Annotated in this window: 14 protein-coding genes; 3 read left to right on the top strand and 11 right to left on the bottom strand. The window is 74.9% G+C overall.

Annotated features, from left to right (window positions below; all coding sequences use genetic code 11):
* Positions 1 to 49 precede the first annotated feature (49 nt).
* The 7 genes from KSE_RS32275 to KSE_RS32245 form a co-directional block, all read right to left on the bottom strand.
* Positions 50 to 1,711, bottom strand: coding sequence for a condensation domain-containing protein (locus KSE_RS32275; RefSeq protein WP_014139585.1), 1,662 nt, complete (start codon positions 1,709 to 1,711; stop codon positions 50 to 52).
* A 157-nt stretch (positions 1,712 to 1,868) separates the two neighbouring features.
* Positions 1,869 to 3,533: a condensation domain-containing protein gene (locus KSE_RS32270; RefSeq protein WP_081539716.1), complete on the bottom strand. Its 1,665-nt coding sequence runs from the start codon at positions 3,531 to 3,533 to the stop codon at positions 1,869 to 1,871.
* A 4-nt stretch (positions 3,534 to 3,537) separates the two neighbouring features.
* Entirely contained in the window at positions 3,538 to 4,416 is an 879-nt protein-coding gene (locus KSE_RS32265) for a class-II aminoacyl-tRNA synthetase family protein (RefSeq protein ID WP_014139583.1), read from the bottom strand.
* A 148-nt stretch (positions 4,417 to 4,564) separates the two neighbouring features.
* A complete protein-coding gene (locus tag KSE_RS46015; RefSeq protein WP_014139582.1) occupies positions 4,565 to 5,272 on the bottom strand; it encodes a 4'-phosphopantetheinyl transferase family protein in 708 nt (235 codons plus the stop codon).
* On the bottom strand, positions 5,269 to 6,198 hold the full coding sequence (locus tag KSE_RS32255; RefSeq protein ID WP_014139581.1) for a hypothetical protein: 930 nt from the start codon (positions 6,196 to 6,198) through the stop codon (positions 5,269 to 5,271). Before KSE_RS32255 ends, KSE_RS46015 begins: the two co-directional genes overlap by 4 nt.
* A 5-nt stretch (positions 6,199 to 6,203) precedes the next feature.
* Positions 6,204 to 6,536, bottom strand: coding sequence for an acyl carrier protein (locus tag KSE_RS32250; RefSeq protein WP_014139580.1), 333 nt, complete (start codon positions 6,534 to 6,536; stop codon positions 6,204 to 6,206).
* 119 nt (positions 6,537 to 6,655) lie between these two features.
* Entirely contained in the window at positions 6,656 to 7,588 is a 933-nt protein-coding gene (locus tag KSE_RS32245; protein ID WP_014139579.1) for a 3-oxoacyl-[acyl-carrier-protein] synthase III C-terminal domain-containing protein, read from the bottom strand.
* A 230-nt stretch (positions 7,589 to 7,818) separates the two neighbouring features.
* Here KSE_RS32245 and KSE_RS32240 point away from each other — a divergent pair, with 230 nt between their 5' ends.
* The 3 genes from KSE_RS32240 to KSE_RS32230 all read left to right on the top strand — a co-directional run bounded on the left by KSE_RS32240 (position 7,819) and on the right by KSE_RS32230 (position 10,948).
* Positions 7,819 to 9,021 (top strand): glycosyltransferase, encoded by a 1,203-nt coding sequence (locus tag KSE_RS32240; protein WP_014139578.1) that lies wholly within the window; start codon positions 7,819 to 7,821, stop codon positions 9,019 to 9,021.
* 163 nt (positions 9,022 to 9,184) lie between these two features.
* Positions 9,185 to 10,141 (top strand): ATP-binding cassette domain-containing protein, encoded by a 957-nt coding sequence (locus tag KSE_RS32235; protein ID WP_014139577.1) that lies wholly within the window; start codon positions 9,185 to 9,187, stop codon positions 10,139 to 10,141.
* A gap of 42 nt (positions 10,142 to 10,183) precedes the next feature.
* Positions 10,184 to 10,948: an ABC transporter permease gene (locus KSE_RS32230; protein WP_014139576.1), complete on the top strand. Its 765-nt coding sequence runs from the start codon at positions 10,184 to 10,186 to the stop codon at positions 10,946 to 10,948.
* Positions 10,949 to 11,043: 95 nt separating this feature from the next.
* On the opposite strand, the gene KSE_RS32225 is transcribed toward KSE_RS32230, so the two are convergent.
* From KSE_RS32225 to KSE_RS32210, 4 genes are all read right to left on the bottom strand, one after another.
* Positions 11,044 to 12,351, bottom strand: a complete 1,308-nt coding sequence (locus tag KSE_RS32225; protein WP_014139575.1) for an aminotransferase-like domain-containing protein — start codon at positions 12,349 to 12,351, stop codon at positions 11,044 to 11,046.
* Complete coding sequence (locus tag KSE_RS32220) at positions 12,348 to 13,319, bottom strand: alpha/beta hydrolase (RefSeq protein WP_014139574.1); 972 nt, start codon at positions 13,317 to 13,319, stop codon at positions 12,348 to 12,350. The genes KSE_RS32225 and KSE_RS32220 overlap by 4 nt, the downstream gene beginning before the upstream one ends.
* Positions 13,319 to 14,218, bottom strand: coding sequence for a class I SAM-dependent methyltransferase (locus KSE_RS32215; protein WP_014139573.1), 900 nt, complete (start codon positions 14,216 to 14,218; stop codon positions 13,319 to 13,321). Before KSE_RS32215 ends, KSE_RS32220 begins: the two co-directional genes overlap by 1 nt.
* Before the next feature lie 79 nt (positions 14,219 to 14,297).
* Positions 14,298 to 15,404 (bottom strand): alpha-hydroxy acid oxidase, encoded by a 1,107-nt coding sequence (locus KSE_RS32210; RefSeq protein WP_014139572.1) that lies wholly within the window; start codon positions 15,402 to 15,404, stop codon positions 14,298 to 14,300.
* Positions 15,405 to 15,578: the final 174 nt, after the last annotated feature.

The following is a 15,578-nucleotide window of genomic DNA, read 5'->3' as shown; positions in this document are numbered from 1 at the left end:
TCCGGGCAGGACGAGCGGGCAGGAAAGGCGGGACGGGTGTCCGGCGGGTTCAGGGGCGGCCGGTGCCGGTGCCGGTCGGCAGGACGTAGCGCTGCGGGGCCATCGCGGTGTCGTGGCCGGGGAGGGCCGCCATCACGGCGGCGTGTGCCTGCTCGGGGGTGAGCGGGTCCGTTCCGGTGGCCAGCACGGCGGTCAACTCTCCTCCCTCGAAGGTGACTTCGATGTCCCGGGCGGCGGGCAGGGCGGTCCGCAGCAGGTCCGCGACGGCATCCAGGTCGACCCAGTTGCTGCCGACCCGCTGCCAGCGGCCCTTCTCCCGGCGGCCGACGGGCAGGCCGCTGAGGGCGGCGATCTCCCCGGCGGGGCCGAGGGTGACGGTGCGGGTGCCGGCCAGGTCGAGCAGCCGGAGCAGGGCGAGGGCGAAGAGTTCGGTCTCCTCCCGGTCGAGGACGTCGGGGTGGGTGTGCAGGGTGAATTCGAGGCAGCCGGCGGTGCGCCAGATGTTGAGCATCAGCCGGGTGGGGGTGGGTTCGACGGGGTACCAGGCGAGGTCGGGCTCGGCGGGCGGCAGCGGGCGGGCGGCCGCGACGTCCGGGGGGACGGTGCCGCTGAGGTCGTTGACGACGACGTGCCGGGCGAACCGGGCGCCGCGCCGGACGGCGACGTCCTCGATGAGCTGCCAGATCCGTTCGGCGTCGAAGGTGGCGTGCCAGTAGCCGGAGAGGGCCTGGGCCTGGGCGCGGCCGATCAGGGTGTCGAGGTCGGGGCAGTCGGTGTCCAGGACGAGCAGGGCGTCCTGGGCCAGGGTGCCGACGTGTTCGGCGAGGCCGGGGCGGTGCCGGTTGGCGGAGAGCGCGGCCATCACCACGGTCGGGTGTCCGGCCCGGTGGGCGGTGAGGACGGCGTAGCAGGCCAGCAGGACGGCGGAGGTGGAGACGCCGGTGCGGGCGGCGGCGCGTTCCAGGGCGGCGGCCCCGGCGGTGGAGCGGACGCCGAGGGTGGGCAGCCGGGTGTCATTGGGGCCGATCCGGTCGTCGGCGAACACCGAGGTGGGCCGGTCGGCCAGGATGTGCTCCCAGTGCCGCAGCGCGGCCTTGGTGCGGCGCTGTCCGGAGGAGGACTGTTCCTGTTCGGCGACCTCGACGGGGGTGGGTGCGGCGGGCGCGGGCAGGGTGCCGCCGACCGCCAGGGTCAGCCACTCCTGGAACAGCAGGCCCGTTGCCACGCCGTCGAGTTGGGCGTGGCAGATGACCACGGCGAGCAGCACGGGCGCGCCGTCGCGGGTGAGCAGGGCGAAGCGGAGCGGGAACTCCTCGGCCAGGTCGAACGCCCGCCGCCGCCCCTCCCAGCAGTACGCTTCGGCGCGGGCGGCCGGGTCCTCGCCGGCCGCGAGGGGGAGCACCCGGACGGTGAACTCGCCTTCGGCGCGGACCCGTTGGCGTTCGGGCTGGCGGTCGGCGGGGCCGGGGAAGACGGTCCGCAGGGCGGGGTGGCGTTCGGCGAGGGTGCGCAACGCGTGCAGGCAGGCCGGGAGTTCGGCCCCGGGCGGGACCGTCCAGGTGGCCTGCTTGTTCATGTGCGAGGGTTCGTCGTGGCGGAGGCAGCGGATCATGTTGTCCTGGCCGAGGGTCAGCGGACCCTCGGCCTCGGGCGCCTCGGAGCGGTAGCGCAGGGTGAGGGCGATGCCCTCCGGACCGCCTCCGACCGGCACGGCCGAAGCGGCTGCTACGGCTGCTACGGCTTCTGCCACTGCTGCGACTGCTGTGGCCGAAGCGGCCGATGCGACTGACATGGCGTCAGACTCCGTTCGTCGTGGTGCTGTCGTACTCGTGCCGGTCGGCGGCCCGGGGACCGCTCCGGCGGGGCCGCTACTCGCGTCCGGTGCCGGTGCCGTTCGGGAGGAGGTAGCGCTGCGGGGCCATCACGGTGTCGCGCCAGGAGAGCGCGTCGACCACGGCGGTGTGCGCCTCGGTCGGGGTGAGGGGGCAGCCGGCGCCGATCTCGGCCGTCAACTCCTCGTTCTGCCAGCTGACTTCGACGTCCTTGACGGCCAGGACGGTGCGCAGCCGGTCGGCGACGGCGTCCAGGTCGACCCAGTTGCTGCCGACCCGCTGCCAGCGGCCCTTCTCCCGGCGGCCGACGGGCAGGTTGCTGAGGGCGGCGAGTTCGCCGTCGGGGCCGAGGGTGACATTGCGCTGTCCGGCGAGGTCGATCAGGCGGAGCAGGGCGCGGGCGAAGTGCTCGGTCTCCTCGCGGTCGAGGACGTCGGGGTGGGCGTGCAGGCTGATCTCCAGGCAGCCGCTGGTCCGCCAGATGTTGATCATCAGGCGGGTGGGGAGCGGTTCGGTGGGGTACCAGCTCAGCTCGGGGTCGGCGGCGGGGTCGGGGCGCAGGGCGGCGATCTCCTCGGGGACGGTGCCGCTGACGTCGTTGAGCACGACGTCCCGGACGAAGCGGGCGCCGCGGCCGAGCGAGGAGTCGTCGAGGATCTTCCAGAGCCGTTCGGTCTCGAAGGTGGCGTGCCAGTAGCCGGAGAGGGCCTGGGCCTGGGTGCGGCCGATCAGGGTGTCGAGGTCGGGGCAGTCGGTGTCCAGGACGAGCAGGGCGTCCTGGGCGAGGGTGCCGATGTGTTCGGCGAGGACGGAGCGGTGGCGGTTGGCGGAGAGCGCGGCCATCACCACGGTGGAGCGGGCGGCCCGGTGGGCCGCGAGGGCGGCGTAACAGGCGGTCAGGACGGCGGACTTGGAGCTTCCGGTGCGCTGGACGGCACGGTCCAGGGCGGCGGCGCCGGCCGGGGTGCGGATGGCGAGGGTGTGCAGCAGGTTGTCGGCGGAGTGGACCCGGTCGTCGGCGAAGACGGCGGAGGGCTCCTCGTCCAGGATGCGCTGCCAGTGGCGGAGGGCGGCGCGGCCGCGGCGCTGTCCGCTCGCGGAGCGCTCCTGGGTGGCGACCTCGATCGGGGTGGGGCCGGCCGGCGGGGGGAGTTCGCCGCCGGAGGTCAGGACCATCCAGTCCTTGAAGAGCAACCCGGTTGCCACGCCGTCGAGTTGGGCGTGGCTGACGACCACGCCGAGTGCGACCGGGCGGTCGTCGCGGGTGATCAGGCCGAGGCGGAGCGGGAAGTCGGCGGCGAGGTCGAACGGGTGGCAGCGCTCGTCCCAGCCGAACGCCTCGGAGCGGGCGGTGGCGTCCTCGTCCGGGCCGAGGGCGATCAGCTGGACGGTGAACTCGCCTTCCTGGCGCTGCCGCTGGACCTTGGGCAGGTCGGCGCCGCCGGCTCCGGGGAAGACCGTGCGCAGGGCGGCGTGCCGTTCGGCGAGGGTGCGCAGGGCGTCGAGGCAGCGGGCCGTGTCGGCGGTCTCGGGGATGATCCAGGTCACCTGCTTGTTCAGCGAGGAGGGTTCGTTCTTCTCCCGCGAGGGCTGCTCGTTGCGCAGGCAGCGGAGCATGTTGTCCTGGCCGAGGGTGACCGGCCCCTCGGCCTCGGGCGCCTCGGAGCGGAATCCCAGCACGATGGTTCGCACACCTGACATGGCGTCAGTTTCCCTTCAGGGCGGTGCTGATGTGCTCGGGCCAGTCGGCGGGCCGGGTGCCGTGGGCGTGCAGCAGGGCGAGGGCGATCCGGTCGAGTCCGAAGGCGGTGCAGGCGGTCTGGCCGATGGCGCCGTCGGCGGTGAAGTCGAAGACCTCGCCGAAGTGGTCCTTGTGGATGTTGGCGGAGGCGATCGCCTGGACCAGTCCGTCGGCGACCGGGACGCGCAGTTCGAACTTCAGCTCCTGGGCGCGCTGGGCGGCCTGGTAGAGCTTGCGGCCGCCGCCGAAGAACGGGTCGTCGGCGAGCTCGATCGAGGGCTTGAGGCCGAGGCCGTCGAGCCAGTCGGCGACCCGGCGCAGCCAGTGCTCGCGCCACTCCTGGCAGTGCTCGGCGGTGCCGGCGGTGACGAGTTCGGCCATCCGGAAGCTCCGCAGCCGGCCGGTCTCGGCGGTGGCCTCCTGCCGGAAGCACTGCGCCTCGACGCTGTAGCGGACGGGCTGCCGGAGGTCCTGGCCGGCGAGTCCGGCGTACACGGGGTAGCAGGCGGCGGGCAGCAGGACCAGGTCGGAGATCTCCTGCCGGGCGTGCCAGGGGCCGTCCTCGGCGATCAGCGGGGAGAGCCGGCGCCAGTCGGCGGCGCTGCCGGTGTAGCTGTGCACGGTGCCGAGCAACTGCGGGAAGGACGCCGCGAAGCCGGCCCGCTCGATGGTGGCGCGGGCGATCACGGGCGGGACGACGAGCCGTTCGAAGGGCTCGTCGGCGGCCAGCCGGGCGATCGAGTCGCTCAGCGCGCGCAGCAGCTTCTCGTAGGCGGCGGGCTGGAGTTGGACACCGGGCGCGGCGGTGGGCAGCGGGGTGGCGTCCTCGGGGTGGCGGGTCATGGTCGGTCTGCCTCAGGGGTCGGGGACGGCGGGAGGTGTGTGTCGCGTCCGGATTCGAGTCCGTTGCGGGGCCTGTCGCGCGGGCGGGTCGGCGCGGCGACCGGCCCCGGCGCCGGGCCCGGTGCTGGTGCTGGTGTAGGCGTCGGGCTCAGGCCCGTTGCGGCGACAAGTCCGTTACCGGACAGGGGTGCAGGCGCGGCCGGTACGGGCGGGTGCCGTCTCCGGTTTCGTCACCGGTTTCGTCGCCGGTGCCGGTGCGGGCGGCGGCGGCCCGGTACCCGGGGGGCGCGGGCAGGTCGTGGACGGTGCACGGTCCGAGCGGTCCGTCCAGCCGGTGCGGGCCGGGGGCGGGCGGGCCGGCGTGGGTGCGCAGTCCGTCGGCGAGGCGTCCGCCGTGGGCTTTGGTGTACGCCTCCTTGCGGGTCCAGCGGCGGGTGAACTCCTCGGCGTCGTGGGCGGTTTCGCCGTCCGGGTAGTAGCGGGCGGCGAGCCGGGCGGCGGCCGGGGCGCTCGGGACGGGCTCCAGGTCGACGCCGACGCCGAGGCGCTCCCCTGCCGCGAGGTGGTGCACGGCGAACAGCGCCCACGGTCCGGCGGTGCTCAGGTTGACGCTCAACTCGCCTTGCAGCCCCTCGGGTTCGGGCCGTCCGTGCGGGCCGCGGCGCCAGCGGATCCGGTCCGGCGGCAGGTCGGCGGCGCGAGCGGTGAGCAGTCGGGCGGCGGCGTGCGCGGTGACGAAGCGGTGGCGCCCGGGCCCGTCGGGGTGGCGGGCGGCGCGGGCGCGTTCGTCCTCGTCGAGCAGCTGCCAGGCGCCGGGGAGGTCCGCGTCGGTGCGGATCAGCCAGACGTCGGTCATCGGTCCGGCTCCGCAACCGCCCGGTGCCGAGCGGGATCGGCGGCCGTCAGGTGCCGGCCGGGCTCGGCGGCCGCCCAGTGGGCGAGGTCGATCCGGCCGGTCTCGGGTTCGCGGTCGACCAGCGCGAGCGGCCGTCCGGCGAGGGCGGGGTCGGTGAGGGCGGCGCCGAGCGCGGCCCAGCCGCCGGTGTACGGGCTGGTGGCGCGGGCGGTCCGGGTCTCCTGGCCGCCGGGCGGTTCGGTGCCGGCCAGGCCGGGGCCGAGCAGCAGCAGCGTCCGCTCGGGCAGGTCGGCGGTCAGCTCCTTGAGGGTGTCCGCGACGTGGCCGTCCTGGATGTTGCTGCGGCTGTCCGCTGCCAGCAGTGCGCGGCCCGTTCCGTCCGCCGACTCCCAGAGCAGGGCGGCGACCGAGTGCCGGCCGGGCAGCCGGGCGGGCCGGTGCGGGCGGTGGTGCAGGTCGGCCTGCTCGACCGCGATCAGCAGCGCGCGCCGGGCCCCGCCGGTGCGGGCGTACGCGTCGGCGATCCGCAGCGCGCTGAACGCGGCGCCGGCGCCCTCGTCGCAGATCGCGAAGGCCAGCGGCTCGCCCGGGCACGACTCGGCGAGGTGCAGCGCCACGGCCTGTCCGGGGCGGACGTCGGGCGTGGCGTACACCATCAGCAGCAGGTCGACCGGGCGGGTCGGGCCGGTCAGCGCGTCGATGGCGTGCCGGGCCAGCGTGGCGTACGACTGCCCGCGGGCCCCGGTCAGCGCGTCCTCGTCGAGCCGCACCCCGTACGGGCGGGACAGGTCGGCGGTGAAGGTGCGCAGGTCGGGGTCGGCGGCGAGCGGGGAGTGGCCGGGCAGGTCGAGGGCGTGGGCGGCGGTCAGGCGCAGCGGGGAGGCGGCGCGCGAGGTGGTGGCGGGGAGCGGCCCGTGGACGCGCACGGTCGTCAGTCCTCGGCGATCACGTGTCCGGCGACGAAGCCCGCGAGGGTGCCGACCGAGCGGAGGTCGTCCTGTTCGATGCCCTCGACGTCGATCTGCACGTCGAGGTGGTCCTCCAGTTCGAGGATGAGCTCCAGGGTGGAGGCGGAGGTGAGGCCGACCTCGTCGAACAGGCAGGCGTTCTCGCTGATCTCGGGGAGTTCGCGCTTGAGGACCTGGGGCAGCAGCAGCAGGATCCCGTCGAGGGCACGGCCGCGCAGCTCGGGGTCGACGGCGTCGGCGATGGCGTCGGCGGCGTCAGCGGTGGCGGTGTTTTCGGGCAGGGCGGAGTCGGTCATGGCGATCCCCTGGGTGTCTGGCCGGCGCCCCGGCGGCGGGGCCGGGGCGCGGGCGGGTGGACTTGGGTGCGTGGGCGGGCGGCCGCGCGGGCGCCCCGGGCGGGGCGGGTGCGGGCGGCTCAGTGCTGGAGCACCATGGCGGCGAAGGTCGCGCCGATCCCGGACGCGGCGAGCAGGTAGCGGTCGCCGCGGCGGAGTCGGCCGCTGGTGGTGGCGGTGTGGTGGTTGAGCAGGACGTCGGCGGCGAAGCTGTGCCCCACCGCGGGGACGTTGTCCAGCACCACGCGGTCGAGCGGGAACCCGGTCGCGCGGCAGATCCGTTGCCAGGAGATCCGGTTGACGTTGTGCGGGAGCAGCAGCCGGATCGAGTCCCAGCTCTCGCCGGCCTCCTCCAGTGCCGCTTCCATCACGGCCACCATCAACTCCGGGTAGCCGCGCTGGTAGCGCTGCATCAGCTCCGGATCGTCGGCGAGTCGCCCGTCGAACTCGCCGCGCTGGTCGACCGCGTAGGACAGCACGCGGTCGCGTTCGCCTTCGGCCCGCACCAGGCAGGCGGCCGCCCCTTCGCCGAAGAGGGCGGTCTCCGGGACGATGCGGGCGTCCCGGGTGAAGGTCTTCTCGCCCGCCAGGATCAGCGCCATCGCCTCGGGGTCGGGATCTGCCGCCAGCAGCCGACCGGCCACGTCCAGGGCCAGCAGGGAGCCGGCACAGGCGTGGTGGGTGATGGTGAAGGCACGGGCGTGCGTCAGCCCCAGACGGCCGAGCGCGTCGTGCAGCGGGTTGTGCGGGTAGGGTGCCGCGATCGGCAGGCTGCGCGCGTGCAGCACGTACTTCACGCGGTGTTCGTTTCCGCGCAGCGGGGCCAGGGCCTTCGCTGCGGCGATGAGCAGGTCGGACAGGTCTCCGTCGGGGTCCACCCTGACCTGGTCCAGGCCGTGGAAGCGGCGGAACAGTCTGATCTGACGGTCCGTCAGCCCCAGTCTCCCGCCGATCACTTCGACCGGTTCGGCGACGGGGGGAAGGTGGACGGCGACTGCCTCCAGAGCGGTCACGCGGGCTAGTATTCCGTCGCCCCACCGGCCCGCACAAGAGATCGCCGACGCTTCCTTCCCGGCATCCCCCCGTGGTCTGTACCACTTCCCCCTCGTTTGCACACGACTCGTACTCGGCTCGTTCCCGTACTCGTGCGCGACCGCCGCCGGTGCCCCCGAATCCCGGCCACCCGCCCCCTCCCCCTCACCCTTCCCCCTTCCCCCTTCCCCCTTCCGCGAGGAGAGCCGTCATGCCCGCCACCCCCGTGCCCCGCACGCCCGACACGCCCGACACGCCCGGCAAGCGCCTGCTGATCGTGGTGCCGCCGCTGTCGGGGCACCTGCTGCCGGCCCGGGCGCTGGCGCTGGCCTGGGCCGCGCGCGGGCACCTGGTCTCCTGGGTGGGGCCGGAGGCGGCGCTGCGGCCGCTGCTCGGGCCGGACGCGGAGGTGCACCCGACCGGTGCCCGGCTGTTCCGCGAGCAGGCGGCGGGCGGGGCGGCGGCGGTGCGCTCGCTGTGGGAGGGCTTCGTGGTGCCGCACACCCGGTTCACCCTGGGCGCGGTGCGGCGGGCGGTCGCGCGGTGGCGGCCGGACGTGGTGCTGGTCGACCAGCACAGCCCGGCGGGCGCGCTGGCCGCGCACGCCGCGGGCGTGCCGTGGGCGAGCTTCGCGCCGTCCTCGCTGGAGATCGGCGATCCGCTGGGCGGCGACGGCGAGTTGACCGGGTGGCGGGACGGCGTGCTGCGCGGCCTGTGGGAGCGGGCCGGCCTGCCCGCCGCCGAGTACGCCGACCCGCGGTTCTCTCCCGGTCTGGTGGTCGCCCCGAGCAGCGCGGCGCTGCTCGGCCTGGAGCCGTCCGCCGTTCCCGCCGAGTACGCCCTGGTCGGGCCGCTGCTCGCGGACCGGCCCGACGTGCCGTTCCCCTGGGACGCGTTGGCGCCCGACCGGCGCCGGGTGCTGGTCACGATGGGCACGCTGTCCGCCGAGGTGGCGGGCGACTTCCTCGGTCGCACGGCCGCCGCGCTGGCCGAACTCCCGGACGTGCAGGCGGTGGTGGCGGCCCCCGGGGAGGTGGCGCTGCCGCCGGGCGCGATCGGCCGGGCGCACGTCCCGGTGCTGGAACTGCTTGAGCGCGGGGCGGTCGACGCCGTACTGTGCCACGGCGGGATGAACACCGTCGGCGAATCCCTCGTCCACGGAAGGCCGTTGGTGCTCGCTCCGATCCGCCACGACCAGCCGGTGACCGCCGGCCGGCTCGCCGCGCTGGGCGCGGCCGTCCACGTCGACTTCGCCACCGCCTCGCCCGAGCGGCTGCGGGCGGCGCTGCGCGCCGTCCTCGACCGGCCCGGTTTCCGTTCCGCCGCCGAGCTGCTGGGGCGTCAACTCCGGGAGGGTGGCGGTGCGGTGGCCGCCGCCGAGCGACTGGAGCGGTTCGCCTGCGCACCGCGCTGACCGCGCCCCGGCGCCTGGTCCAGACCATTGTCGGCAGGCGGGGTCGGGCCCTAGGGTCTGCTCCGGCGTCCCCCGCCTCCCCGTTTCGCACACTCCCCCGTTTCCTCCCTCCCACTTCATCCTCCCCATCAGCACCAACCGACCACAGGAGTCCGGGTTGATCGTGACCAAGGGGCTGCGCAAGTCCTTCCAGCCCCGCCGCGGCGCCGCCGCCGTCGACGCGGTGCGCGGCATCGACCTGAACGTCGCGGAGGGCGAGATCTACGGCCTCCTCGGCCCGAACGGCGCAGGCAAGACCACCACGCTGCGCATGCTCGCCACCCTGCTCGTCCCCGACGGCGGCGCGGCCACCGTGGCCGGCGCCGACCTGCGCGCCGAGCCCGGCGAGGTCCGCCGCCGGATCGGCTACGTCGCCCAGGGCGGCGGCACCACCGACCAGGCCACCGCCCGCGAGGAACTCGTCCTGCAGGCCCGGATGTACGGGGTCCGCAAGGCCGAGGCGGTCCAGCGCGCCGAGCAGGGCCTGGCCGCGTTCGACCTGACCGAGTTCGGCGACCGGGTCTGCAAGACGTACTCGGGCGGCCAGCGCCGCCGCCTCGACCTGGCGCTCGGCGTCGTCCACCGCCCCAAGGTGCTGTTCCTGGACGAGCCCACCGTCGGGCTCGACCCGCGCAGCCGCTCCCAGGTCTGGTCCGAGGTCCGCCGCCTGCGCGAGCAGGGCATGACGGTGCTGCTGACCACGCACTACCTGGACGAGGCCGACGCCCTGTGCGACCGGATCGGCATCGTCGACAACGGCGGCATCGTCACCGAGGGCACCCCCGAGGAGCTCAAGCAGAAGATCGCCGGCGACTCCGTCACCATCGGCCTGCCGGACGCCGAGACCACCACCGGCGCCGAGCGCGCCCTCGCCGAACTCCCTTGCGTCCAGCGCCTGGAGGCTCTGCCCGACGGCGACGGGCTGCGCCTGCACGTGGACTCGGCGGCCACCGCGATCCCGCAGCTGCTGCGCGCCCTGGCCGCCGCCGGCATCGAGCCCGAGCACGTCCAGCTGCAACGCCCCAGCCTGGACGACGTGTTCCTGGCCCTGACCGGCCGCGCGCTGGTCCACAGCGGCTGACCCACCTGCCCCTTTTCCGGTACCGAAGCACCCGAGGTCCCCGTGAAGCTCGCCCGCGACACCTGGCTGGTCTACCAGCGCCAACTGCTCCTGATGGCCCGCTCCCCCGTGTGGATCGCCGTCGGACTGCTCCAACCCCTGTGCTACCTGCTGCTGTTCGCCCCGCTGCTGACCTCCGCGCTGGCCGCGTCCGGCGCGCACAGCACCGCCGACGCCTACCGGATCTACGTGCCGGGCCTGCTGTCCGCCCTGGCCCTGATGGGCGGCCTGTTCACCGGGTTCACGCTGCTCGGCGAACTGCACACCGGCGTCATCGAACGCTCCCGGGTCACCCCGGTCAGCCGGGTCGCCCTGCTGCTCGGCCGGGCGCTGCGGGAGACCACCGCGCTGCTCATCCAGTCGGTGCTGATCGCCGTGCTGGCCATCCCGTTCGGCCTGACCGTGGGCCTGACCGACCTGCTGCTGGCGCTGGCGATGCTGTCGCTGATGGCGCTGATGGCCTCCTCGGTCTCCTACGGCCTGGCCCTGCTGGTGCCCACCGACGCCGCGCTCGGCCCGGTGCTCAACACCATCGCGCAGCCGCTGGCGCTGATCTCCGGCACCCTGCTGCCGATCGCGCTGGCCCCGGCCTGGCTGCGCACCGCCGCGTCCTGGAACCCCTGCTACTGGGCGGTGGAGGGCATGCGCGCGCTGTTCGCCGGCCACCTGGACGCCCCCGAGGTGTGGCGCGGCCTGCTGCTGACCGCGCTGCTGATGGCTGTCGCGGTGGCCTGGTCGGCCCGGCTGTTCGCCCAGCGGATCCGCTGACCCGCGGACGTCGCGTCACGTCACGTCACGCCACGAGCGCAGCACCGAGCGGGGCCCGGCACTCCATCGCCGCCGGGCCCCGCTCGGTGCTGCGCTCAACTGCCTTCCGGCGTCCGCTCCTTGACGAAGTCGGCCAACCGCCGTACCCCGTCGGTGATCTGTTCGGGCGTCAGGTACGAGCAGGAGAGCCGCAGTTGCCGTTCGCCGCCGCCTCCCGGGTAGAAGCCGTCCATCGGCGTCCAGAGCACGCCGTGCTTGCGGGCGCAGTCGTCCAGGGCCTGCGCGTCGGCCCGGAACGGCACTGTGACGACGGCGAAGTAGCCGCCGTCGGGGTGGTTCCAGGAGACGCCGGGAACGCCCTGGAAGGCCGTCTGGAGCGCTTCCAGCAGGGTGTCCATGTTCCGGGCGTAGAAGCGCCGGGCGGGCTCGTTGGCGTCCCGCAGGCGCAGTCCGGCGCCGATCAGCATGCCGCCGATGACGGCCTGGCTGAGCGCCGAGGTGTTCACCGTGGTCATGCTCTTCAGCTTGGCGAGCTCGTCGGCGAGCAGCGCCGTCCGGCCGTCCGGCCCGGCGACCCGCTGGTCGGCGAGCAGGTAGCCGACCCGGGCGCCGGGGAAGCAGGTCTTGGCGAACGAGCCGAGGTAGACCACGTTGCCGCGGTCCCCGTCCAGCGCCTTCAGGGTGGGGCGGGCGGCGGCGGTGCGGCCGAAGAAGCCGTACGGGTTGTCCTCGATCAGCAGGACACCGGTCTCCTCGGCGACCTCCAGCAGCCGGCGGCGGGACGGTTCGTCCATGCTGGCGCCGCTCGGGTTGGCGAAGTCGGGGACGACGTAGCAGGCCCGGGGGCGCTTCCCGGCGGCGCGCAGCTCGCGGACGGCCGCGCGCAGCGCCCCGGGGTCGAGGCCGCCGTCGCGGCCGGCCTCCGGCACGGGGTGCACCGTCAGGTCGAGCAGCCGGGCGGCGCCGGTCACGCCGACGTAGCAGGGCGCGGAGACCAGCAGCACGTCGTCCGGGCCGGCGCACAGCGCGCGCAGCACCAGCAGCATGCCCTCCTGGGCGCCGACGGTGACCACCAGCGCCTCGGGGTCGGCCTCGATGCCCTCGTCGGCGGCCAGCGCCCGGGCGATCAGCGGGGCGATGACGCCCTTGGTCCGCCCGTACTGGAACACCTCCTGGCGGACCCGGCTCCCGCTCAGGCCGCGCTCCTCGCGCAGGTGGCGCAGGTAGGTGTCCAGGTGGGTGTGGATCTCCGCCGGGTCGAAGAACTCCTCGTACGGGCGGCCGGGGGCGAAGGAGACCGCGTCCGGGTAGCGGCCGGTGACCTCGTTGAGGAAGGTCATCGCGTCCAGCAGCGGGTCGGCCAACGATCCGTGCAGGTCGGCGAGGTGCAGCACCCGGGTCACCGGCCGGCCTCCGCTTCGGTCCGCCGGTAGGCGGCCACCAGTCGTTCGGCGGCGAAGAGTTGGGCCGCGCGGCCGTCGTCGAGCACGGCGGGCATCGCGAAGAAGCCGTGCGGCATGCCCGGGTAGCGGCGCAGTTCGACCGGGACGCCGGCCGCGCGCAGGGCCTGCGCGTACGCCTCGCCCTCGTCGCGCAGCGGGTCGTACTCGGCGGTGATCACGGTCGCGGGCGGCAGGCCGGCCAGCGAGGCGGCGCGCAGCGGGGAGGCCAGCGGGTTCGCGCCGTCGGCCGGGTCGGCGAGGTAGTGCGACCAGTACCAGGCCACCGAGTGCCGGTTGAACAGCGCCGGGTCCTGTTCCGGGCCGCCGTCCCGCCCGGTCGGGGGGCGGTGGTCGGTGTTGGGGTAGACCAGCAGTTGGTGCCGGATCGCGGGGCCGCCGCGTTCGCGGGCGAGCAGGGTGAGGGCGGCGGCCAGGTTGCCGCCGGCGCTGTCGCCGCCGACCGCGATCCGGTCCGGGTCGAGGCCCAGCTCGGCGGCGTGGCGGGCGATCCAGTCGAGGGCGGCCCAGCAGTCGTGGACGGCGGCGGGGAACCGGTGCTCGGGGGCGTGCCGGTAGCCGACGGCGAGGACGTCCGCGCCGGTGGCGTTGGCCAGCGCCCGGCAGACCGCGTCGCCGGTCTCCAGCGAGCCGAGCGCCCAGCCGCCGCCGTACAGGTAGAGCAGCGCGGGGCCGGGCTCGGCGTCCGCGGGGCGGGGCTTCGGCCGGTAGTGCCGCAGGGTGAGCGGGCCGCCGGGGCCGTCGACGGTGAACTCGCCGACGTGGTGGACCTCTTCGCCGCCGCCGGTGGCGGCCCGCAGGTCGGCGAGGTCGGCGGCGCGGGCCTCGGCGAGGGTGCGGGTGTAGAGCGGCGGGGTGCCCGCGGCGGCGCGGCGGGCGCGCATCGCCTCGGCCTGGGGGTGCAGCGGCATCAGCGCGGTCCTTCGGCGGCGGCGTCGGGGGCGACGGCCTCCAGGTAGATCGACTCGTCCTTGCGGAAGGCGGTGTCGAGGGCGGCGACGTCCGGCCGGGCGCCGGTCTGGAACTCCCGTCGGGTGACGGCGAATCCACCGTACCCGGCGCTGTCCAGGACGTACCGCAGCTCGGCCTCGTCGTAGATCCAGCGGTGGCCGAAGTGGTAGAAGATCTGGTTCAGCATGAAGGCGCGCCGCTCCGGCATCGGCGGGCCGACCCGCATGGTGCGCAGGCGGCGGCGGTGGCGGCGGAAGAACTGCTCGCGGTCGTCGAGGTAGCCGGCGATGTACTTCGCCAGGTCGGGCGTGGTGATCCGGAGCAGTCCGCCGGGGCGCAGCACCCGGCGCACCTCGCCCAGCCAGTACACGGCGGTGCCGAGCGGGACGTGCTCGATCAGGTGCTCGGCGTACACCCAGTCGACGCTGTGGTCGTCGAACGGGAGCGGCCGGGTGATGTCCAGGCTGGTGTACAGGCTGCTGCCGTCGATCCGGTAGACCGGGCCGGGACGGGTGGCGTCGGCGTCGTTGTGCAGGCCGACCAGGTCGGTGCCGAGGCCCTCCGGGTGGCGGGTGCGGAACGCGGCGAACTCGATGCCGGTGACGCCGAGTGCCCGGAACTCCTCGTGCGTACGCGGTACTTCGGGGCTGACCTGCTCGATCGTGGTGCACCGGGCGAGGTCGTCGGTGAACGCGTCGGTGCGGGCCGCGAGGCCGTCGGGGTCCTCCCAGTCCCAGTCGGCGAACAGCGCCGCGACGGGGTCGGCGGCGGGGGCCGGCGCGGGTTCGACGGGGGCTTGCACGGTGGGTTCGGCGCCGGGCGTGCCGGGCTCCGCGGCGGGGATGTCGGTGTGCGTCACGGGGGGGTCTTCCGTTCTCTTTCGCTTGCTTTGTCGATGCTCCGTCACGTCCCCTATATATAAGGGGAGCGGAGCGCACTCAGCGGTACGTCCGCGGCGCCGGCGGCCAGGGCGCGAGCGCGCCGCGGTCGAGGTCCGCGAGGGTGGGCCGGCCGGCCAGCACCATGGTGTCGAGCAGCTCCTCGCGCAGCAGGTCGAGCACCGCCCGGGCGCCGTCCGCACCGCCGTGCGCCAGGCCCCACAGCACGGGCCGGCCGACCAGCGCGGCGCGGGCGCCGAGGGCCAGCGCCTTGGCGAGGTCGCCGCCGTGCCGCAGGCCGCCGTCGACCAGCACGGGGTACTCGGCGGGGACGGCGTCCACCACCTCGGCCAGGGCGTCGAGCGCGGGCGGGGTGCCGTCGAGCTGGCGGCCGCCGTGGTTGGAGACGACCAGGCCGTCCACGCCGTGCTCGACGGCCCGCCGCGCGTCCTCGGCGGTGAGCACGCCCTTGAGCACCAGCGGCAGCGTGGTGTGCCGCCGCAACCAGGCCAGGTCGGCCCAGGTGATCGACGGGTCGAACTGCCGCCGGGAGTGCTCCTCGATGCCGGAGCGGCCGGGCGCGGACCGGCCGGCCTCGCTGCTCAGCCGGGCGGCCAGGTTGGCGGCGGTCATCCCGGGCGGCAGCGCGAAGGCGTTGCGCAGGTCACGCAGCCGGCGGCCGACCCTGGGCGCGTCGACGGTGAGCACCAGCGCCCGGTAGTCGGCCTGTTCGGCGCGCCGGACGAGCCCGGCGAGCGCCTCGCGGTCGCGCAGCCAGTACAGCTGGAGCCAGCGCGGCGCGCCGGGCGCGGCGGCGGCGATCTGCTCCAGCGTGCGGCCGGCGAAGATGCTCACCACCAGCAGCGCGCCCGCCTCGGCGGCGGCCCGGGCGGTGGCGCACTCGGCGTCGGGGTGGGCCAGGCCGTGGTAAGCCATCGGGGCGACGCCGTACGGGGCGGCCAGCCGGGTGCCGAACAGCTCGGTGCCGGTGTCGGGGGCCGAGACGTCGACCAGGACCCGCGGGCGCAGCACGTAGCGGTGCCAGGCTTCCGAATTGGCCCTCGCGGTCCACTCGTCCCCGGCCGCTCCGTCGAAGAAATCCCAGATCACGGCGGGCAGTCGGGCCTTGGCCAACGCGCCGTGATCCGCCAGTGTGAGCGGAACCATCGCGTCCGAACCTCCTGATGAACCGTCAACTCGTCCGAAAACGAGGGACAGCGTAGGGGGCAGCCCGCCACTGGTATAGACCTTGACCCTTGATGCGCTCCCGTGCAAAGGTCGGCACCGACGGGGGATCCACACTGAAGCATCACAACTTCCGAACCTTGCTTCCCACACGAG

It is taken from the genome of Kitasatospora setae KM-6054 (assembly GCF_000269985.1).
GTDB lineage: Bacteria > Actinomycetota > Actinomycetes > Streptomycetales > Streptomycetaceae > Kitasatospora > Kitasatospora setae.
Note: the sequence above shows the minus strand (reverse complement) of the source record. Positions and strands in the feature narration are given on the sequence as shown.

Coding starts and splice junctions, on each gene's coding strand:
- KSE_RS32265 (WP_014139583.1), bottom strand. CDS start 4,416: ATGACCCGCCACCCCGAGGACGCCACCCCGCTGCCCACCGCCGCGCCC.
- KSE_RS46015 (WP_014139582.1), bottom strand. CDS start 5,272: ATGACCGACGTCTGGCTGATCCGCACCGACGCGGACCTCCCCGGCGCC.
- KSE_RS32270 (WP_081539716.1), bottom strand. CDS start 3,533: ATGTCAGGTGTGCGAACCATCGTGCTGGGATTCCGCTCCGAGGCGCCC.
- KSE_RS32210 (WP_014139572.1), bottom strand. CDS start 15,404: ATGGTTCCGCTCACACTGGCGGATCACGGCGCGTTGGCCAAGGCCCGA.
- KSE_RS32250 (WP_014139580.1), bottom strand. CDS start 6,536: ATGACCGACTCCGCCCTGCCCGAAAACACCGCCACCGCTGACGCCGCC.
- KSE_RS32240 (WP_014139578.1), top strand. CDS start 7,819: ATGCCCGCCACCCCCGTGCCCCGCACGCCCGACACGCCCGACACGCCC.
- KSE_RS32220 (WP_014139574.1), bottom strand. CDS start 13,319: ATGCCGCTGCACCCCCAGGCCGAGGCGATGCGCGCCCGCCGCGCCGCC.